An 18648-nucleotide genomic window follows, 5' to 3' on the forward strand; every position below is an offset into this window, starting at 1 on the left:
GAAAGGACTTGCGTGATGTCAGCCGAGAACCCGTCGGCCGCCGCGGCGACGGGAGGTTCCGCCCGGGGATGGACCCTGGCACTGGCGTGCGTGGCGATGTTCATGCTGATGCTGGACGTGACCGTGGTCAACGTCGCCCTCCAGAACCTGCGGGAGACCCTGAACGCCGGGTTCTCCGACCTCCAGTGGGTGATCGACTCCTACACGCTCACCCTGGCCGCGTTCCTGCTGACCGGCGGCTCGCTGGCCGACCGCCTCGGCCGCAAGCGGGTGTTCAGCACCGGCCTGGTGCTGTTCACCCTCTCCTCGCTGGGCGCGGGCCTCGCCCAGGACGTGCTCACGCTGAACCTCGCGCGCGGCGTGCAGGGCATCGGCGCCGCCGTGCTGTTCTCGGTCGGGCCCGCCCTGATCGGCAACGAGTTCCGGGGCGCCGACCGCGGCAAGGCCTTCGGCGTGTTCGGCGGCATCGCCGGCCTGGCCCTGGCCCTCGGCCCGCTGATCGGCGGCCTGCTGACCGACACCTTCGGCTGGCGGTGGATCTTCCTGGTCAACGTCCCGATCGGCGTGATCGCCCTGCTGATCGGCCTGGCCAAGCTCAACGAGTCGCGTGAGCAGGTCCCGTACGGCATCGACTGGGCCGGCATGGTCACCTTCGGCCTCGGCCTGGCCCTGCTGGTGCTCGGCTTCCTGCGCGGCGAGTCCACCGGGTGGACCAGCGCCCCGATCCTCGGCGCGTTCGCCGGCGGCGTGCTGCTGCTGGTGCTCTTCGTCGTGGTCGAGCTGCGGCGCGGCGAGGCCGCCATGTTCGACATGTCGCTGCTGCGCATCCGCACCTTCAGCGGCGTGTGCCTGGCCACCCTGCTGTCCAACGCCACCAGCCTGGCCGCGGTGTTCCTGCAGATCTCCTACGTGCAGAACGTGCTGGGCTACTCGCCGTGGGAGACCGGCCTGCGCTTCATGCCGATGATGATCACCCTGTTCATCGTCGCCGCGATCACCGGCGGCGCGCTCGCCTCGGTGCAGCCCGGCGTGCTGATCGGTGCCTCGATCGGCTTCATCGCCGTCGGCATGGCTCTGATCACCCTGGTCGAGCCGGGCAGCGACTGGACGGCGATGCTGCCCAGCATGATCGTCACCGGCATCGGCATGGGCCTGTTCAACCCGCCGCGGGCCGCCATCACCATCGGCGTGGTCCGGCCCGAGAAGGCCGGTATGGCCTCCGGCATGGGCGAAACGTTCCAGCAGGTCGGCGTCGCGGTCGGGGTGGCCGCGTTCGGCGCGCTCTTCCACCACAAGGTGGTCGCCGACTTCGCCGCCTCCACCGCCGGCTCCGCGCTCGGCGCGCAGGCCGAGCCGCTCGGCCGCACCATCGCCGCGTCCGGCACCGGCGGCCTGTCCGCGGCCGTCCCGGCCGACTCCCTGGCCGGCGTCACCGACGCCGCCCGCAGCGCCTTCGTGAGTGCCCTCGGTGACGTGATGGTGTGGTGCGCCGTGTTCGCGGCCGTCGGCGCCGCGATCGGTTTCCTGTTCATCCACCGGCGCGACCTGCACGAGAGCGCCCGCAGTGACGCCGGCGCCCCGACCGCACCCGTCGCGGCCTGACCGGCCGACAGAAGGACCTGACCGACCGACAGAAGGAGGGGTAATGGAACAGCCGCCGCTACTGGTCGGCATCGGCGGATCGACCCGGCCCGGCTCGACCGGCGAGCGGGCGCTGCGCGCGGTGCTCGCCGAAGCCGAGCGGCTCGGCGCCCGGACCTCGCTGATCGCCGGCGACGACCTGCTGCTGCCGCTGTACGACCCGCGCGAGCCGGTCCGCGAGCCGCGGGCCGAGCGGCTGATCGCCGAGATCGCGGCCGCGGACGGGCTGGTGCTGGCCAGCCCGGCCTACCACGGCGGCATCTCCGGCCTGGTGAAGAACGCCCTCGACTACGTCGAGGACCTGCGCGGCGACGCGCGGCCGTACTTCACCGGCCGGGCGGTCGGCTGCCTGGCGGTCGGCGCGGGCTGGCAGGGCGCGGTGTCCACACTGTCGGCGCTGCGCGACGTGGTGTGCGCACTGCGCGGCTGGCCGACGCCGCTGGGCGTGGCGGTGAACACCGTCGAGGCCGGGTTCGGTCCTGACGGCCGCTGCACCGACGCCCGTCTGCAGTCCCGACTGGAGGCGGTCGCCGGACAGGTCGTGGAGTTCGCCCGGATGCGCCGGCTCCCGGCCGTCCACCCGCTCGACGCGGCGCTGGCCGCGGCGCGCGGGTGAGCGCGATACCCGCGGGCCCGGCCAGGGTGCGCCCGCTCGTGCGCGGCGCGGTGACCTGCCCCCGGCCGCGGCCGGACGCCACGCTGCGGCTGTTCCTGTTCCACCACGCGGGCGGCTCGCACCTGCTCTACCGGGGCTGGGAGCAGCTGTTCCCCGGCGACTGGGAGCTGTGCCTGGTGGACGCTCCCGGCCGGGGGCGGCTGTCCGACCGCCCGGCGCTGGCCGGCGCCGACGAGCTCACCGACTTCCTGGAGCGGGAGCTCGCCCCGTGGCTGGACCGGCCGTACGCGTTCTTCGGCCACAGCATGGGAGCGCTGGTCGCCTACGAGCTGGCCGGCCGGCTGGCGCGGCCGGGGCGGCGGGCGCCGCTGTGGCTCGGCCTGTCCTCCTGCGGGGCGCCGTCGGCCGGCCACGGCGCCGGCCCGGCCGCCCGCCACCACCTGTCCGACGCCGAACTGCGCGACTGGCTACGGGCGGTGGGCGCGACACCGCCCGCCGTGCTGGACAACGAGATGCTGTGGAAGGTGTTCGCGCCGACATTCCGCAACGACTTCGCCCTGGTCGACACCTGGCGGCCCGACCCGGACGCCGACCCGCTGCCGGTGGCTCTGTCGTCCTTCGGCGGCAGCACCGACCTGCTGGTCGACCGGCCGCGGCTGGCCGCCTGGGAGCGCCACACCCGGGACTACCGGGGACTGCACGTCTATCACGGCGGCCACTTCTACCTGGTCGACCACCGCCACCTGGTCAGCCGTCAGATCGTGGCGGCCGTTACGGCGGTACGACGTGCGGCGGTGGCCTCGATCGCGTGACAATGGGCGTACGCGGAACGAGAGATGGGACAGGAATGAAGTTCGTGGCGATCGTCGGGAGCCTGCGCGAGGGCTCGCTCAACCGCTCGGTGGCGCTCACTGCCGCCGACATGTGCGGTCCGGGCACGGAACTGACGATATTCGAGGGCCTGGCGGGGCTGCCGTACTTTGAGCACGACGTGGAGGTCGCCGGCCCGCCCGCTTCGGTGATGGCCTTCCGGGCCGAGCTGAAGAGCGCCGACGCGGTGCTGATCACCTGCCCCGAGTACGCGGCCGGGATGTCCGGGGTGCTCAAGAACGGCCTGGAGTGGATCGTCGGCGGTGGGGAGCTGGTCGGCAAGCCGGTCGCCGTGGTGACGGCCTCGCCCGCCACCACCGGCGGCGAGCGGGCCCGCGCCTGGACCACCGAGACACTGCGGATGATGGGCGCCGACGTCCTGCCCGAGTCGATGTCCATCCCGGTGGCCGGCCCCAAGATGAAGGGCGGCCGGGTGGCCGACGAGGCCACTCTCGACCAGCTGCGCGAGGTCCTGGCGGCGATGGCCCGCTCGGCCGCGGAGAAGACGGCCCTGGCGGCGGCGGAGGGCTGAGCCCGACGAACGGACGGCGGCGGCTCCCGGGAACGTCCGGGGGCCGCCGCCGTCCGTGTGCGGCGCTTGCCGATCCGCGCTCAGCGCTTGCCGATCTGCGCCAGTGGCATGCCGTCGCGGGCGAGTACCGTGCGGGAGAACGCCCCGGCCAGCTCGGTCAACCGCCGGGTGCCCTCGGCGCCGAGGCGGCGGTACGGCGCCAGGTCCAGCCGGTCGGTCTCCGTCTCCAGGGTGCGTCGCAGCTCCTGCCCCTGCGCGGTCAGCTCGCCGGTCTCGTCCAGCAGTCCGCGCGACCGCAACCGCTGCTGGGCGGCCGCCCAGTCGCGCGGCGACCAGCCGCGCTGGGGCTGGAGGAAGGAGGGCTTCCAGTGCGCGCCGGTCGCACTGTGCGTCACGAGTGCTTCCAGGCCGTCGAGTTCGGCCTGTACCAGCAGGCCCACGTGCCCGTCGCCGCGGTGCTCGCGCAGCAGCGTCGCCGCGTGCCACAGCCGCAGGTGCGGCCGATCCGGGACCGGCAGGTCCGCGTTGGCGGCGAACATCGGCCGACCCGCTCCGGTGCAGCCCTCGACCGCCCGCATCGCCAGGTCCGCCGCCTCCGCCATGGCGGCCGAGGACACCGCCTCCGCGCCCAGCAGCCGGGTGAGGCAGGCGTCCACGATCCGCAGTCTGGTCTCCAGCACCCGTTCCGGCGCCGCCGCGTCCCAGGCGCGCGGCAGACAGCGGGCGATCAGCTCCGGGCTGAAGTTGTAGAACACCGCGCTGACCAGGCTCGGACCGGGCCTCCCCAGCGGCGCCGACCGCCCGGCCAGGTACGCCATCGGACCGCGGTCCAGGCCCAGCAGGCCGTACCAGTCGTCGTGCTCCGGCGCGAAGTAGTAGGCGGCGTGCACCGGATGATGTGCCGTGTAGCACCGGCGGGCGTCAAGGGGAGCTATCTGATCCATGGACCCACACCGTACGGTACGCGGTCGCGTCCGCGGGCCGGTGCGGCGAATGCGGGAGACGGCCCGCGAGGCCGTCCGGAACAGCGGAGGAACACCGGCGGAACAGCGGCGGCCTCGGTGAGGACCAGCAGGGTCGCCCGCCGGTCGCCGGGGTCGGGCGTACCGGGCGGTGCCGTTCACGTCCTCGCGGTCAGTGCTGGACGCCAGGGGAGAGGGAGAAGTCGGCGAAGTAGGCCTGCTGGGTGCTCGTCGGCCCCCAGCTGGTGTCGTGGCCGCCGTAGAAGGTGGAGAAGAGGACGCCCCCGAAGGGGAGGGAGCTGATGCCGGAGGCCTCGCCGTGGGCCGAGTGGACTTGCCGGCCGTCGTACCAGACGGTGATGTCGCCGGTCGTCCGGTTCACCAGCTGCTCGACCGTGTGCCACGTGCCGTCGGCGAGGAACCGCCAGTCGCCGAGGCCCTCGTCCACGCCGTAGCCGGTCGGGCCGGAGTTGGTGGGCGTGTAGAGGTAGACCTCGCCGTTGTCGGGCACGCCGTTCGCGCCGCGCCACATGTACCGGGTGGACCAGCCGCTGCCGTGGTTGCCGCCGGACTCCTGGCCGATCCGGCCCCCGTAGAGTCCGGGCAGTTTCCCGGCCCTGCCCCAGTCGCGGCCGGCCGGGAACCTGACCCGGTACGCCAGGTCGAGGGTGCTGCCGTGGGCGAGTGCGGACAGGCCGAGGGCGTTCAGGTCCGTGTAGAACTGTCCGCCTCCGGTGGCGGGGCAGTCGGCGCACTTGTTGTCCGAGGAGCCTGCTCCGTAGGTGACCCGGAGGGCGGAACCGTCGCCGGGGGCGGTGGGGTCGGAGACCTCGGCCAGGTTGTCGCCGCCCCAGGCGCCCTGGCCGGCGACGCCCCAGGCGTGCTGCCACGACGGGGAGCCGTAGCCGGTGAACTGCCCGGTCCAGGCGGCACCTCCTCCGACGGGGCCGCTTGCCGCGGCTGCGGGCTGTCGGGGCGTCGGACGGGCGGGGGGCCTGCCGGCCGGTGCCGCGCCGCAGCCGGCGGCGGCCGCCAGCGCCAGGACGGTCGCGCCGACCGCTGCCGAGGTGGCCGGTCGGCGCCGCCACCCGGTCCGCCGGGGACGTGGAGCACGGGAGTCCTCCTCTTGGTCGGTTCCGGCGGATGCCCTCCCGGGCGACGCGGCCGGCCGGGTGCGCCGATCTCCACCTCGGGTGCGAGCACTGGAGATCGGCGCTTTCCCGACGCCGTCGCGTCAGGAAGGGTTCTTGGCCGCGAGGACGTCGACCAGGCGGATGTCGGGGGCGGCGGCGAGCAGTTCCGGGCCGACCTCGGCGAGTGCGGCGGGGATGCGGCCGGTGAGGTGGGCCTGGCGCGCGTCCTCGTCGGCGAAGGCGTCGAAGATGCCGAAGGTCGCGCTGTCGACCTGGAACGCGTACCAGACCCGGGTACCGGGTTCGTCCTCGACGACGGCGCGGCCGGCGTCCAGGAACGCGGCCAGCTCCGCCTCCTTGCCCGGCTTGGCGGTCAGCAACGCGAGGACTCCGAGCTTCAGTGTCATGACGGGATCTCCATGGTAGGTCAGTGGTTGGGTGGCGATGCCGTCAGCGGCTTCGCAGCGGGGCCGGTAGCGAATGTCCGGCCCGGGAAAGACGTTAGGGCCGTGATCGATCCGCCACGAGCGGCGGAAACGACGTTTCGAGTACCGTTTGCGCCATGCGCGTGGTGATGGCAGCGGTTGACGGCGTCTTCGATTCAGGGCTTTCGGCGATCATGGATGTGCTCGGCGCGGCGAACTCGCTGAGCGCGCGGGACGGTGGCGCGCCGCCGTTCTCGGTGACCGTGGTCGGCGGGGGGCCGCAGGTCCGTACGGGGAACGGGCTGAGCCTGACGACCGTACCGGTCGGGGAACTCCCGCACGGCACGGACCTGTTGCTGATGCCGGCGGTGGGCTTCCAGGCCCCCGAGCGGGTGGTCGCAGCGGTCCGCGAGCCCGCCAACGCCTGGCTGCTCGACCTCGCCGCCGCCTTCGCCGCCTCCGGCACCCCACTGGCCGCCGCGTGCAGCGGAGCGTTCTTCCTGGCCGAGTCGGCGACCCTCGAACGCAGGCGGGCGACGACGAGCTGGTGGCTGGGCCCCGCCTTCCGCGCACGCTACCCCGGCGTGGTGCTGGAGGACTCGCGGACGCTGATCCAGGACGGCCCGGTCACCACCGCGGGCGCGGCCTTCGCCCACATCGACCTCGCGCTGTGGGTGGTGCAGCGCCACAGTCCCGCCCTCGCCGACCTCGTCGCCCGCTACCTGCTGATCGGCGACCGACCCTCGCAGGCCGCCTTCGCCCTCCCCACCCAACTGGCCCAGGCGGACCCGCTGATGACCGCCTTCGAACGGTGGGCCCGCGCGCACCTGGCCGATCCGCCCCCGCTGGCCGAAGCCGCCCGCACGCTCGGCGTCAGCCAGCGCACCCTCCAGCGCACCGCGCAGACCGTCCTCGGCACATCACCCCTGGACTTCGTCCAGGACATCCGACTGGACGAGGCGACCTTCCTGCTGCGCACCACCACGCTCAGCGCCGAGGCGATCGCCGGCCGGGTCGGCTACCGCAACGTCAGCACCCTGCGGGAACTCGTACGGCGCCGACGCGGCGCATCCCTCGAAACGCTGCGCCACGGCGGTGCCGCCGATGCCGCCGCGCGGCCCGCACCATCGGCCTAGACGCGCCGGGCGGAACCCGCGGCAGGCCGAGCGTTCGCTTCGACCGCCCAGCCGGTCAGGGTGGTCTTGCCGATGGCGGTGCCGGACTCCAGGAGGCGGTGGGCTTCGCGGAGGTTGGCGGCGCTGATCGGGCCGAGGTCCCGGGTGGCGGTGGTGGTGATCAGTCCGGCGTCGACCAGCCGGGCGACCTGGGCGAGGATGCGGTGCTGGGTGGCCTGGTCGGGGGTCCGGAACATCGAGCGGGTGTACATGAACTCCCAGTGGAACGAGATGCTCTTGGCCTTGAGGGCGCCGATCTCCAGGGTGTCGAAGTCGTCGATGGCGACGATCTGCCCGAAGGGATTGAGCGCCTCGGCGTAGGCGGCGAGGTTCCGGTCGGTGCCGGCGGTGCCGAAGACGTGGTCGATTCCGCCGGCTGCGACGTCAGCGAGCTGCTCGACCAGCGGGCGGTGGTGGTCGATCACGTGGTGGGCGCCCATCCGGCGGGCGAACTCGACGCTCGCGGGCCGGGAGGCGGTGCCGACCACGGTCAACCCGGTGAGCGTGCGGGCGAGTTGGGTGGCGATGGAGCCGACGCCGCCCGCCGCGGCGGTGACCAACAGGGTGCCGGTCTGTCCGAGGTCGCCGTGGCGCAGGCCCAGGCGTTCGAACAGGCCCTCCCAGGCGGTGAGCGCGGTGAGCGGCAGCGCGGCCGCCTCGGTGAAGGAGAGGGTGGCGGGCTTGGGGCCGACCAGTCGCTCGTCGACCGCGTGGAAGCGGGAGTTGGCGCCGGGGCGGTCGAGTGCGCCGGCGTAGTAGACGTCGTCGCCGGGCTGGAAGAGGGTCACCTGCTCGCCGACGGCGACCACGGTGCCCGCGGCGTCCCAGCCGAGCACCCGGGGCGCGCCGCCCGGGTCGGCGTTCTGACGGACCTTGTAGTCCACCGGGTTGACGGCGATCGCCTCGACCCGGACGAGCAGGTCGTGCGGGCCGGGCTCGGGAACGGGTTGTGCGAGGTCCTCCAGGCTGGCGGGGTCGTCGATCGGCAGGCTGGTGCGGTAGGCGACGGCGGGCATGGTGTCGGGGTGCGGGTTCATTTCCATGTCTCCGGTGGGTTGGTGCGGGCGGTTACGGGTGAGCCGCGAGGTAGCGGTCGGCGGCCTGCAGCGGGGTGAGGCCGTCGGCGCTGATCCAGGCGTCGAGTTCCTCGACGCCGTCGTTGCCCAGGTGAAGGGCGTCGAGGTGGGCCAGTGCCTCGGGGCGGATGCGGCCGAGGCTCGCCCGGCGGATGACGGGGGAGGCGGCGTCGACGGTGCCGAGCAGGCCCTTGGGTTCGGCCAGCGGGCGCAGGCCGTGGCGGCGGTTGAGGTACTGGGGGCGCCAGATCGGGACGACGAACCACTCCCGGTCGGCGATCCCCTGTTCGACGCGGGCGATGAACCCGGCCTCGGTGCCGGGGGTGAAGGTGTAGCCGGCCCGGTCGAGGCCGTAGGCGGTGACCATCCGGGCGGAGAAGCGGCTGATGCCGGCGCCCGGGTTGATGCCGTCGATGGCGTGCGTCATGCGGGCGGCGACGTCGGGCCGGGCGAGGTCGGCGACCTCGCGCACGGCGTCGGCCGGGACGTACGGCGGCACCGCCCATACGCAGTAGGGGTGGTAGTGGGGAGCGAGCAGGTGGGCCTGGTCCCGGTAGGCCGAGAGGTAGGTGTCGTGGCTGGAGGGCAGCCAGGCGGAGACCAGGACGTCGATGCGGCCGGCGGCCTGGAGCCGGAACAGCTGCTCGTGCGGGGCCTCGATGCTCTCGACCCGGTGGCCGTGGGCCTCCAGCACGCGGCGGGTGACGGCCGCGGTGGCGCGGTGGAACGACAGGGCGATGGTGCCCACGGTGATCGCGGGTCCGGGCGGGGGAGTGTTCACGGGGTCTCCTGTCATGGGTGGAGCGCCTCGCGCAGGGTCGCGACGATCTGGGCGAGCGCGGCGCGGGCGGCCCCGGTTTTCCGGAGGGCGTCGAGGACGACGAAGGCGTGGATCGTGCCCTGGTAGCGCACGCAGGTGACCGGCACGCCGGCGGTGCGCAGCTTCGCGGCGTACGCCTCCGCCTCGTCGCGGAGCGCGTCGGCCTCGGCGGTGATCACCAACGCCGGTGGCAGTCCCGCGAGTTCGCGCGGTTCGGCGTTCAGTGGCGCGGCGGTCGGCTCGCTCCGCCGTGCCGGATCGGGTACGTACTGCTGCCACAGCCAGCGCAGGTGGTCGGCGCTCTGGAAGCAGCCCCGGGCGAAGCGGCGGTAGGAGTCGGTGTCGCAGGACGCGGACAGGGGCGGGTGGATGAGGACCTGGTGACGGAAGGCGAACCCGCCGTGCTCCTTGGCCAGCAGGGTCAGGGCCGCGGCCAGGTTGCCGCCGGCACTGTCGCCGGCCACGGCCATCCGGGCCGGGTCCAGTCCGCGTCCGAGGCCGTGCGTGGCCACCCAGTGGGCTGCCGCGCGGGCCTGCCGGAGGGCGGTGGGGTAGGGGGCTTCGGGGGCGAGGTCGTAGTCCACGAGGACCACGGCCGCGCCCACCCCCACCGCCAGCTCCCGGACCAGCCGGTCGTGGCTGATCGCACCGCCGGCGATCCACCCTCCGCCGTGCAGGTAGAGGATCACCGGCAGCGGTGCCGGGCCTTGAGCGGTCGGCCGTACCAGCCGGACGCGGACCGCGCCGTCCGGCCCGGCCAGGGACAGGTCCTCGATGTGGGCGTCGGGGCGTTCGACCGGACCGGACTGGGCCAGGTCCAGCCGGGCGCGGATCTCCGACAGGGGAAGCCGGCGCGGGTCGGGCCCGGCCGCCACCTGGTCGGCGAGCGCGCGGGCGGCCGGGTCGAGGACGGGCCCGGACGGTGCGAAGGGATCGTGCATGGACGCCTTCACAAAGCTGCCGGAGGACGGCCGGGCACCGCCGGGGCAGCGGTGCCCGGCCGTCCCGCGGTTCGTCAGTCCTGCGGCAGCTGCAGCGGAACCAGCGGGATGACCGTCTCGGTCTCGATCAGGCCCGCCGCGACCGCAGGAAAGGTCGCGATGATCTCGCGCGCGGCCTCGACCGTGACGGCGTCCATGACCAGTGCCGCACCGACGCAGTCCGCGCGGTGGTAGCCGTGCACGATCACACCCTGGTCGACGAGGTCCTTGGCCCGGGCCAGCTCCGCGTCGATGACCTTCGCGAAATCCTCGTCCGTGGCATGCGGGGCCGCCTTGAAGACCGCGAGGACACCGGCGCCGGATGCGTTCGACATGGGGACAACTCCTTGGTAGCGGGAAGCGGCGAGGCCCCGATACCGCCTCGCCGGACATGACCCCATCCTGCGGACCGAGGCCGGTATGCGTCCAAGGACTGTTCCCTATCAAACCCATAAGCTGAACACATGCCAACGCTGCGACAGCTCGAATATCTGGTGACGATCGTCGACGAAGGCTCCTTCACCCGCGCGGCCGAACTCCTGCACATCACCCAGCCCGGCCTCTCCCACCAGTTCCAGGCCCTGGAACGCGAGATCGGCAGCCCGCTGCTGGAACGCCTGCCCCGCACCGTGCGCCCCACCCCGGCGGGGCGGGCCATGCTCCCCCATGCCCGCGCCGCCCTCGCCGAGGCCCAGCGCGCCACCACCGCCGCCCGCCGTACCGCCGGCCTCGCCACCGGCGAACTCCACCTCGCCACCCTCTACTCCATCAGCTACGGCCTGCTGCCCGCCGCCCTCGGCGCCTGGCGCCGGCACCACCCGGGCGTGCGGGTCCGGCTGTTCGAGCACCGACGCACCGAGGAACTGGCAGCGGCCATGAACGCCGGTCAGGCCGACATCGCCGTCGGACCGCCACCGCCCGGCTGGGAGGGGCCGGTGCGCCACCTCGGCACCGAGGAGTTCTTCGTCATCACCCACACCGACGATCCCGCGGCCGGCTCCGCCGGTGCGCCCCGCGTCCGGCTGGCCGACCTCGCCGAGCGGGAATGGGTGCACTTCACCCCCGACAGCGGCCTGGCCGACCTCCTGGACCAGGCCTGCGCCGCAGCCGGCTTCCGTCCTCGGGTGGCGGTCCGCACCGAGCAGGCGCCCGCCGCCGCCAACTACGCCGCCACCGGACTCGGCCCCACCCTCGTCCCCGCCAACACCATCCCGCCCCGCTTCAACGGCGCCGTCCTGCGCCCGGACCCCCCGGTCGGCCGCGCCTTGACCGCCTACACCCGCACCACCCCCGATCCCGTCGTCGCCGCCTTCCTGGAGGACCTGGCGGACCACTGCCTACTGACCGTTCCAATTAAGTGATCAGGAGTGAGTCTTGGACCCAGGTCTGATCACTGCGTGCATCCCGAACGGTGGTGGATGCCCGACTGGTCGCCCGCGTTCTCGTTGTCCCCGCTCGGCTGCGCGCATCGTGTGCGCGGTCCGTGACGGGGCGGCGGGTTCCCTCGCGCCCCCGCACACCTGATGGGGCCTGGACGGTCCGATGCCCACGACGATCGCTCCGGTCGTCGGGGGGCGGTGCCGTCCGTCGCCGGATCGGGTGTCCGAGGGCGCGTCGCCCGATCGCGACGGCGGCGCTGTCGTGTCGGGTGGTGGTGCGGGTGGGTGTCGCGAGCGGTTTCTGCCAGTGCTGCGCGCCCCATTGGGAGGTGTAGGCGGGGTCCACGGCGACGATGACCATGTCCTGCTCGGCGGCCATGGAGATGAGCCGGGCGCGGAGCTTCCCGGTGGGGATGCCGGAGACGAGCTGCCGGAACCGCTTGCGGTGGCCGTGTTTCTCGCGGGTGGTCTCGGCGGTGAAGTCCAGGTTCTCCAGGCCGATCGCCCTCACACCGCACCGCTTCGCCCAGTGCAGGAGCCGGGCGATGGCGTGGCGGATCTGGGCGGCGCGGTGGGTGGCGGTGCCGGAAAGGTCGTAGCGGAACCGGCGGGGCTCGCCGACCGGGTTGCCGTACTGGTCGAGGTGCCAGGCGGCGAAGTGGTCGGCGTTGGTGTCCACCCCGACCATCCCGGCCGCGCGGGCCGCCTCCAGCGGCATCGTCCGCACCACCGGCCGGACCCAGGACGCGTCAAGGTACCAGCGGCCACGAGCCACATCCCGGTGGATGCGGTACGCCACCGCCCGGTGGCCCTCGATCCGGTCGGCCCACTCGGTGCCCCGGTGCGCGAACGCCACCTTCGCGGTCAGGACATACCGGCCGCTGGCGGCGTTGGCATGCTCGGCAAGCGGCGCGGGCAGCTTGATCGACACCTCACCGTCCGGGGTGACCCGGATCGTCTCGTTGCCGAACCGCTTCCCCGGCTCCCCGTCGGCGGACAGGAACCAGCGGGACGCCTCCCAGCGACCCTCACACACACCACCGACAGTCGCCTCATCGATCCAACAAACCGCCATCGACAACAAACTCATGGACACCTATGCGCACCAAAACGACCTCAATCCCCAACAGTTCACAACCCCCCGCCACCTCCGAAGGCGCCTGGGCCCGGCCGGGTCGGGCTGACACGACGGCGGCGGGCACCGATGCCTGCGCGGGCGAGCGACGCAGTGAGCGGCTCCGTCCGGGGGGCTCGGGCACGGCCGCCGCTCGGCGGGTCGGCGAACGCGGGTGATTCGCCGGCATGGGGAGTCCGACAGGGCTGTGACCGGCGGTGACGCGACGAGTGCGTGTACGCCCACAAGCCGCCGGTAGGCCGGGACGGCGGCGCCCTACGACACGTCAGCGGTGGACGTCGGCGATAGACTGAAATCGGGACGAATGTGTGCGGCGCCCGCCCTCCAGCTCCTTTGGCTGCACGTCCCACCGGGTGGCGGTCGGCCGGGCGCACGGGTGTACGCGCGAGAAATGGAATGTGCCCGGACCCCCGACGTGTTCGTGGCGCCATTTGTCCCGGCTCATACCTAAGGGGATATTTGCCATGATCTATTCCGAGAACGGGGAGATCAGGCCGCGCGGCATTGTGGTGGGCCCCGGCTCGCGATTTGCTCAGGCGCTCGCGAGCAGGCGGACCGCGCTGGCCGGCGAGGCCGCGGCCGCTGCGGTGACGGCCGACGGGTTCCGTGAGATTCCGACCTGGGATCTGAAGGACCATCGCGGCAAGACGATCGCCGACCTGGTCTTCGTCAACCGCTTCGTCGGCGGTGCCGCGGCCTGGGCCGGGAGCGACATGGACAACATCGACAAGGCACTCGCGGCGGCGATGTCGGACAGCACGTTGCAATCGGTCATGGACCAGTACTACTCGGACAGCATCAGCTCCAGGGCGTTGCCGCCCGCCGTGGTGGACCTGGACACCCCGAAGGGATCGCGGTTCTTCAAGGACCAGGCGGAGGAGCTCGCCGGCCAGTTGTTCCTGAGCGGGGTGCTTGGCGACAACGATCCCGGGCAGTGCGTCATCAACATGATGCTGCCGCGAGGGGTCATCCTCGTGGACGGCTTCTCGCCCGGTTTCCAGCCCCCGCCCGGCACCGAAGAGGAACACTCCCGCCGCACGCGCGCCCTGATCAAGATCGACGACGATGACGGTGACTCGACGCACGGACTGGGCGGGTACCACGGATCGGTGCACGTGGCCAAGGGTGACCAGACCGTGACGACCTACTACGCGGTCGGGGTCTTCTCGGAAGGATCCAACGGGATAGTCCGATTCGACGAATCCTGGGAAAACGTCGTCGCCACCTTCTACCACGAGCTCAACGAGGCGCGGACGGATCCCGACGTGGAGGACGCCGTTCGGTTCAACGACGAGTCGAAGGTCGGCTGGTACTCGGAGATCGGCCAGGGTGAGATCGGCGATCTGCCCATCAACGAGGCCGATCTCGGGCTGGCTCCCAGCTCGGCCATTTTCAGGTCGGTGAAACTCGCGGACGGGAGTGGCGATGTTCCCGTCCAGCTCATGTGGTCGAACGCGGTGCACGCCCCCGCCGCAGCCAGGTAGCGCGGCACGACCACACAGGTGGGCCATGGGACCTGAGTAGCCGCTACTCACCTTCGGGCGCGGTGCGGGGCGGGCGTGCGGCCCGGGGGTGGCGGCGCGGTGGGGTGGCCGGGCAGTCGCTCGAACGCGTTTGAGTAGCTCGTACTCACGTGCTGGAGGTCGGCTCGTGGTCGACTCGAGGTTGCTGGGCAGCACGGGTCGAGGTTGCTGGGCAGCACGGGCCGCACCGAGCCATGGGGGTAGAGATGCAGTTCCGGATCCTGGGTCCTGCTGAGATCTTCGACGAGGCCAGGCAGCGGCGGGTCCAGTTGAACAGTCCCAAGCAGCGGATGCTGCTCGGCGCGCTCCTCACCCGGCTGGGCGCGCCGGTGCCCATCGACCTGCTGATCCGGGAGCTGTGGGGCGGCGACGCGCCGGACAAGGCCGTCAACGCCCTCCAGGCGCACGTGTCGCGCCTGCGCCAGGTGCTGATCGAGGCGGAGCCCGCGCGGGCCAACGCGCCGCGCCTGATCGCCCGCGGCGCCGGCTACCTGCTGCAGGCCCGGCCCGACGAGATCGACAGCTCGCACTTCCGGATGGAGGTGATCCGGGCGCGGCGGCTGATCGCGGGCGACCCGCGGACCGCCCACTCGCTGCTGTGCAAGGCGCTGAAGCTGTGGCGCGGCCCGGCCCTGGACGGCGGGGCCGGCGGCCCGCTCTGCGCCGGTGCCGCGGCGCAGTTGGAGGAGGAGCGGCTGCGGGCGCTGGAGGACTTCTACGACGCCGCGTTGCGGCTGGGCCTGCAGTGGCAGGTGGTGGGCCAGCTGGAGGAGCTGGTCACCACTCACCCGGGGCGCGAGAGGTTCCACGAGCAGCTGGCGGTCGCGCTCAAACGGTGCGGTCGGAAGGTCGAGGAGCCCGCCGGGGCCGGCCGGGAGCGGGGGCGTCCCGGCGGCGAGCGCGGCCTGGCGCCGGTCTCGCTGCTGTCCGCCAGAAGCCGCCAACTCGCGCCGGCCGACCGGTCGGCTCCGTCGCGGTCCGGCGGCGATCTCCCCGCCACCCCCGAAAATCTCGAACTGAGGTTGCAGATCGAGCAGTTGATCTGTGAGCAGCAGAGCCTACGGGCGGCGGTCGAGCACCTGACGGCCCTGGTGGCCCAGCGCGAGCCCGGGCACCACCTGGCGGCGGTGCGCGACGACCTGTCCTACGAGCTGCCCTGCCAGGGGCGGTCCGGTGCCAGCTCGGCCGGCACGGGGTGAGTACCCGGCCCGCGGGCCGGGCCGCACACCCGGGTGCGGGTACGGGGGCGGATCAGCCGGCAGCCCGGCGACCCGGGCCCTTGGTGGTGCCCGGCGGTCTCCGTCTGGACCGCGTCCGTTCGGCCGTCGCGCCTGCCGCCGGGGCCGCCCGGACATCGCCGAGCAGCACCGGCTCGGTGGCCTCTGCCTGGGCCAGCACCCGGGCCAGCTCGGCTCGGGCCGTGACCGCCAGTTTGTGGTAGACGCGGTGCAGGTGGTTCTCCACCGTCCGTACCGAGAGCACCAGTTGGCCGGCGATGTCGCGGTTGGACACCCCGGCCGCGGCGAGCGCGGCGATCTCCCGCTCCCTGGTGGTCAGCTGCGCGGTCGCGCCCTCCCACCGGGGTTCGACCGCGCACCACGGCGGCAGCGTGCCACTGCAGTCGGCCAGGATCTCCCCGCAACCGCTCCGGACCTCACGGCTCTTGTGGTGCCGCCCGGCCGCCCGGTAGGCGCGCCCGGCCTGCGCCGCCGCCTCGGCGGCCAGCGGGAGCGCGCCCAGCGCGCGGAGCCGGGTCATCACCGCGGTCAGCGCGTCACCGTCGGACTCGGCGAGCGCCCGGATGTGCTCGGCCTGCAGCCGGACCAGCTCCGAACTGCTGTCCGCGGCCAGCCGGGTGGCCTGGGCGGTGAGCGGAGCGGCCTGCGCGACGCGGGCCGCCAGGTGCAGGGCGGCCACGGCGGTGGCCGTGCGGTGGGCCGCCGCCGAGTTCCTGGCCACCTCCAGCGCCTGGCCGGCGGCTCCGGTACGGTCCCCGCAGTGGGCCAGGACCAGGGCGCGCTCCAGCGCGATGTCGTCGGCGGCGATCGGGTGCGCCACCGCCTCACTCTGCACCAGCCGGGCCTCGACCAGCGTGCGCAGCGCCTCGGTCCGCCGACCGGACTCGGCCAGCGCGCCGGCGAGTTGGGCCAGCGTCCAGGCCTGGGTGGTCAACCAGTCGTCCCGCCCCTGGAGGACGCTCGCCTCCCGCAGCAGCGCGACCGCCTCGTCCGGCCGTCCGGCGGCGCGGCACAGGCGGGAGCGGAGCACCGCGATCTGGAGCCGGCGCTGGTGGTCCTCCTCGGCGGCGTGCCGGCTCATGGCCCCCAGCGCGCTCTCGCAGCCGTGCAGATCGCCCATCAGGAACGCGCAGCGGGCGAGCAGCACGTGGTGGCGCAGCCGGGCATCGTCGTCCCAGCCGTCCACGGCCGCCGCGCACCGCGACAGCAGCTCCAACGCGCGGGCCGGGTCGCCGAGTTGCATCCGCGCGAAGGCCACCGCCGGCAGCAGGACCTGGGTGACGGGGGAGTCGGCGGGCTCGTCGGGCAGCGCCGCGTCGCCGATCGCGACCGCGTCGTGCAGCCGGTCGGCCGTGACCGCGATGACGGCCCGGGAGCCCTGGAGGGCCGGCGCCCGGTCGACGCCCACGGTCGCCACGGCCCGGTCCAGCACGGCCGCCGCGTCGTCCAGCCGGCGCAGGCCGAAGGCCAGGTTGGCCGCCCTGCCGTGCACCGCGGCGAGCAGGTCGGCGACCGGCACCCGGGCGCCGGTGTCGAGGCCGGCGGCGAAGAGCGTCTCGGCCTCGGTGTGGTGGCCCCGGGCCGCCAGGATCAGGCCCAGCAGCAGGGCGGTCGGTACGTCGTCGGGGGCCGCCGTGGGCGCGTCACCGGCCGACGCCACGCGCGTCAGCGGCGGGCGTGAAGCGGCGCCGAACGCCGCGGGGCCGATCCCCGAACCGGTCGTCGAGCCGGCCGCTGATGCGGTCGTCGAACCGATCGGCAGCGCCGGCTCCCAAGCCGGACCGGGCCGGGGCCGCCGGTCGCGGGCCCGCTCCCCGGCGCCGGTCGGGGAGCCGTCCAGCGTCAGCCGGCACAGGCGCTCCGCGAGCGCCAGGTCCTGCCGCTGGAACGCGGTGCGCGCCAGCCGCAGTAACTGCCGCCGCCCGGGGACGAGTCCCGCGTCCAGCCGCAGGGTGATGACGCGCAATTCGTCGTCCGCGCGCCGGGCGCCGGTGCTCTCGATCCAGTCGGCCACCTGGCGGCGGAGCCGGCGCGCGGTCAGATCGGACATCCGGGCGGCCACCACGACCCCGCTCAGCGGCAGCGCCAGCCGCAGCCGCACCCGGTGCCCGCGGTACTCGACCGCCACCACCCCGCGCAGGTTGAGCGACTCGGCGGCCTGGGCGAGGCCGCAGTGGTTGGTGATCTCCGCCTCCAGCGGCTGCGCGACCGCGAGCATGTTGACCAGCTCCTGCTCGTCCGGGGCGAGGCCGCGCAGGCTGAGGTGGACGACGGCGGCCAGCCGCTCGGTGGGGCGTTCGGCCAGGCCCTGCCACCGCCAGATCCCGTTGACCTGCCGGAGCGAGCCGTCCGCGAGAGCACCCTCGACCAGCTCACCCAGGATCAGCGGGTTGCCGCCGGTGGTGGCCCGGAGCCGCTCCAGGGTGGCGGTGTCGACGTGTCCGCCCAGCCGGCCGTGCAGGGCGCCGGCGACCGCGGTCCGGTCGAAGGGGCCGAGCTCGATGCGCTCCACCAGGCGGGTGACCCAGAGCTTGTCGATCCCGGCCGGCACCGGTGCGCCGCGCTCGACGGCCGTCGCCAGGGCCAGCCGGCCGGAGGCGACCAGCTGGTACAGCTGGGCCGCTGACGTGTCGTCGACGAGATGGGCGTCGTCGACGCCGAGCACCGCGCGGTCGGCGACGGCCTCCCGGCGCCGGGAGGCGGTGAACCATTCCAGGCACTCCGTCAGCGATCCGAAGGCTTCGACGGAGTCCTCCCGGCCCCGTCCCGCCCCGCCGACCGAGATGACGGTCCGGCCCGCGGCCGCGGCCCGCTCCAGGGCCGCCGCCAGCAGCCGGCTCTTCCCCGTGCCGCGATCGCCGTCCAGGAGGACTCCGCCGCCCCGGCCGATGGCGTCCTCGATCGCCGCTAGTTCGACTTCTCTTCCGGTCAGGGGCCAGTCGTGCGCAGTATCCGCCAGCATGTGCTTGGTAATCCCCCACAAGAGATGCCACCCAGGTGGAAAAGCCGCTCTCTTCATGACAGCGCGACATGCTGGTGTCACCGGGATGTGAACCAGACATTGCCATGGCGATGTGAACCGGACATTGCCGAAGGGATAAATCCGGCCCAGTGTCCCGCTGCCGCTTCATGGTTGCGTGACC

Annotated in this window: 16 protein-coding genes and 1 pseudogene; 8 read left to right on the top strand and 9 right to left on the bottom strand. The window is 73.4% G+C overall.

The window, feature by feature from the left end; genetic code table 11:
- Positions 1-15 precede the first annotated feature (15 nt).
- The 4 genes from ACFVWU_RS06550 to ACFVWU_RS06565 are packed head-to-tail and all read left to right on the top strand — an operon-like array spanning position 16 to position 3659.
- Positions 16-1602: an MFS transporter gene (locus ACFVWU_RS06550; protein ID WP_387616437.1), complete on the top strand. Its 1587-nt coding sequence runs from the start codon at positions 16-18 to the stop codon at positions 1600-1602.
- 43 nt (positions 1603-1645) lie between these two features.
- Complete coding sequence (locus ACFVWU_RS06555) at positions 1646-2257, top strand: NADPH-dependent FMN reductase (RefSeq protein ID WP_387616439.1); 612 nt, start codon at positions 1646-1648, stop codon at positions 2255-2257.
- Positions 2254-3069: a thioesterase II family protein gene (locus tag ACFVWU_RS06560; RefSeq protein WP_387616441.1), complete on the top strand. Its 816-nt coding sequence runs from the start codon at positions 2254-2256 to the stop codon at positions 3067-3069. Before ACFVWU_RS06555 ends, ACFVWU_RS06560 begins: the two co-directional genes overlap by 4 nt.
- A 44-nt stretch (positions 3070-3113) precedes the next feature.
- Positions 3114-3659: an NADPH-dependent FMN reductase gene (locus ACFVWU_RS06565; protein ID WP_387616443.1), complete on the top strand. Its 546-nt coding sequence runs from the start codon at positions 3114-3116 to the stop codon at positions 3657-3659.
- An 80-nt stretch (positions 3660-3739) separates the two neighbouring features.
- Here ACFVWU_RS06565 and ACFVWU_RS06570 read toward each other — a convergent pair whose 3' ends face one another.
- From ACFVWU_RS06570 to ACFVWU_RS06580, 3 genes are all read right to left on the bottom strand, one after another.
- Positions 3740-4603 (bottom strand): hypothetical protein, encoded by an 864-nt coding sequence (locus ACFVWU_RS06570; RefSeq protein ID WP_387616445.1) that lies wholly within the window; start codon positions 4601-4603, stop codon positions 3740-3742.
- Between the two features lie 190 nt (positions 4604-4793).
- Positions 4794-5831 (bottom strand): polysaccharide lyase, encoded by a 1038-nt coding sequence (locus ACFVWU_RS06575; RefSeq protein WP_387616500.1) that lies wholly within the window; start codon positions 5829-5831, stop codon positions 4794-4796.
- A 24-nt stretch (positions 5832-5855) separates the two neighbouring features.
- Positions 5856-6161 (bottom strand): putative quinol monooxygenase, encoded by a 306-nt coding sequence (locus ACFVWU_RS06580; protein WP_387616447.1) that lies wholly within the window; start codon positions 6159-6161, stop codon positions 5856-5858.
- 155 nt (positions 6162-6316) lie between these two features.
- On the opposite strand from ACFVWU_RS06580, the gene ACFVWU_RS06585 reads away from it, so the two are divergent.
- Entirely contained in the window at positions 6317-7315 is a 999-nt protein-coding gene (locus ACFVWU_RS06585; protein ID WP_387616449.1) for a GlxA family transcriptional regulator, read from the top strand.
- On the opposite strand, the gene ACFVWU_RS06590 is transcribed toward ACFVWU_RS06585, so the two are convergent.
- From ACFVWU_RS06590 to ACFVWU_RS06605, 4 genes are all read right to left on the bottom strand, one after another.
- Positions 7312-8391: a zinc-binding alcohol dehydrogenase family protein gene (locus ACFVWU_RS06590; RefSeq protein ID WP_387616451.1), complete on the bottom strand. Its 1080-nt coding sequence runs from the start codon at positions 8389-8391 to the stop codon at positions 7312-7314. The two genes, ACFVWU_RS06585 and ACFVWU_RS06590, sit on opposite strands and share 4 nt — an antisense overlap.
- A gap of 31 nt (positions 8392-8422) precedes the next feature.
- Positions 8423-9211 carry a glycine betaine ABC transporter substrate-binding protein gene (locus tag ACFVWU_RS06595; protein ID WP_387616453.1) on the bottom strand — a complete coding sequence of 263 codons (789 nt, stop codon included), beginning with the start codon at positions 9209-9211 and terminating at the stop codon, positions 8423-8425.
- A gap of 11 nt (positions 9212-9222) precedes the next feature.
- The gene (locus ACFVWU_RS06600) at positions 9223-10191 is read right to left on the bottom strand and encodes an alpha/beta hydrolase (protein WP_387616455.1); all 969 of its coding nucleotides are present in this window, start codon (positions 10189-10191) and stop codon (positions 9223-9225) included.
- A gap of 74 nt (positions 10192-10265) precedes the next feature.
- Positions 10266-10565, bottom strand: a complete 300-nt coding sequence (locus tag ACFVWU_RS06605; RefSeq protein ID WP_387616457.1) for a hypothetical protein — start codon at positions 10563-10565, stop codon at positions 10266-10268.
- A 129-nt stretch (positions 10566-10694) separates the two neighbouring features.
- Here ACFVWU_RS06605 and ACFVWU_RS06610 point away from each other — a divergent pair, with 129 nt between their 5' ends.
- On the top strand, positions 10695-11591 hold the full coding sequence (locus tag ACFVWU_RS06610; RefSeq protein WP_387616459.1) for a LysR family transcriptional regulator: 897 nt from the start codon (positions 10695-10697) through the stop codon (positions 11589-11591).
- Here the strand turns inward: ACFVWU_RS06610 and ACFVWU_RS06615 are convergent.
- A pseudogene (locus ACFVWU_RS06615) lies at positions 11584-12633 on the bottom strand (IS200/IS605 family accessory protein TnpB-related protein); the annotation flags it as partial. The gene ACFVWU_RS06610 and the pseudogene ACFVWU_RS06615 sit on opposite strands and share 8 nt — an antisense overlap.
- Before the next feature lie 575 nt (positions 12634-13208).
- Here ACFVWU_RS06615 and ACFVWU_RS06620 point away from each other — a divergent pair.
- Together ACFVWU_RS06620 and ACFVWU_RS06625 are read left to right on the top strand one after the other, a co-directional pair.
- Entirely contained in the window at positions 13209-14228 is a 1020-nt protein-coding gene (locus ACFVWU_RS06620) for a hypothetical protein (RefSeq protein WP_387616461.1), read from the top strand.
- A 245-nt stretch (positions 14229-14473) separates the two neighbouring features.
- The gene (locus ACFVWU_RS06625; protein WP_387616463.1) at positions 14474-15466 is read left to right on the top strand and encodes a BTAD domain-containing putative transcriptional regulator; all 993 of its coding nucleotides are present in this window, start codon (positions 14474-14476) and stop codon (positions 15464-15466) included.
- A 52-nt stretch (positions 15467-15518) separates the two neighbouring features.
- Here the strand turns inward: ACFVWU_RS06625 and ACFVWU_RS06630 are convergent, their stop codons facing one another.
- Positions 15519-18467: a LuxR C-terminal-related transcriptional regulator gene (locus tag ACFVWU_RS06630; protein ID WP_387616465.1), complete on the bottom strand. Its 2949-nt coding sequence runs from the start codon at positions 18465-18467 to the stop codon at positions 15519-15521.
- Between the last annotated feature and the right edge of the window lie 181 nt (positions 18468-18648).

Source organism: Kitasatospora sp. NPDC058190 (assembly GCF_042883685.1).
Classification (GTDB): domain Bacteria; phylum Actinomycetota; class Actinomycetes; order Streptomycetales; family Streptomycetaceae; genus Kitasatospora.

What these genes read in the sequence shown, in the direction of transcription:
- ACFVWU_RS06550 (WP_387616437.1), top strand. Translation starts at nt 16, where the DNA reads ATGTCAGCCGAGAACCCGTCGGCCGCCGCGGCGACGGGAGGTTCCGCC.
- ACFVWU_RS06555 (WP_387616439.1), top strand. Translation starts at nt 1,646, where the DNA reads ATGGAACAGCCGCCGCTACTGGTCGGCATCGGCGGATCGACCCGGCCC.
- ACFVWU_RS06570 (WP_387616445.1), bottom strand. Translation starts at nt 4,603, where the DNA reads ATGGATCAGATAGCTCCCCTTGACGCCCGCCGGTGCTACACGGCACAT.
- ACFVWU_RS06580 (WP_387616447.1), bottom strand. Translation starts at nt 6,161, where the DNA reads ATGACACTGAAGCTCGGAGTCCTCGCGTTGCTGACCGCCAAGCCGGGC.
- ACFVWU_RS06585 (WP_387616449.1), top strand. Translation starts at nt 6,317, where the DNA reads ATGCGCGTGGTGATGGCAGCGGTTGACGGCGTCTTCGATTCAGGGCTT.
- ACFVWU_RS06590 (WP_387616451.1), bottom strand. Translation starts at nt 8,391, where the DNA reads ATGAACCCGCACCCCGACACCATGCCCGCCGTCGCCTACCGCACCAGC.
- ACFVWU_RS06600 (WP_387616455.1), bottom strand. Translation starts at nt 10,191, where the DNA reads ATGCACGATCCCTTCGCACCGTCCGGGCCCGTCCTCGACCCGGCCGCC.
- ACFVWU_RS06605 (WP_387616457.1), bottom strand. Translation starts at nt 10,565, where the DNA reads ATGTCGAACGCATCCGGCGCCGGTGTCCTCGCGGTCTTCAAGGCGGCC.
- ACFVWU_RS06610 (WP_387616459.1), top strand. Translation starts at nt 10,695, where the DNA reads ATGCCAACGCTGCGACAGCTCGAATATCTGGTGACGATCGTCGACGAA.
- ACFVWU_RS06620 (WP_387616461.1), top strand. Translation starts at nt 13,209, where the DNA reads ATGATCTATTCCGAGAACGGGGAGATCAGGCCGCGCGGCATTGTGGTG.
- ACFVWU_RS06625 (WP_387616463.1), top strand. Translation starts at nt 14,474, where the DNA reads ATGCAGTTCCGGATCCTGGGTCCTGCTGAGATCTTCGACGAGGCCAGG.
- ACFVWU_RS06630 (WP_387616465.1), bottom strand. Translation starts at nt 18,467, where the DNA reads ATGCTGGCGGATACTGCGCACGACTGGCCCCTGACCGGAAGAGAAGTC.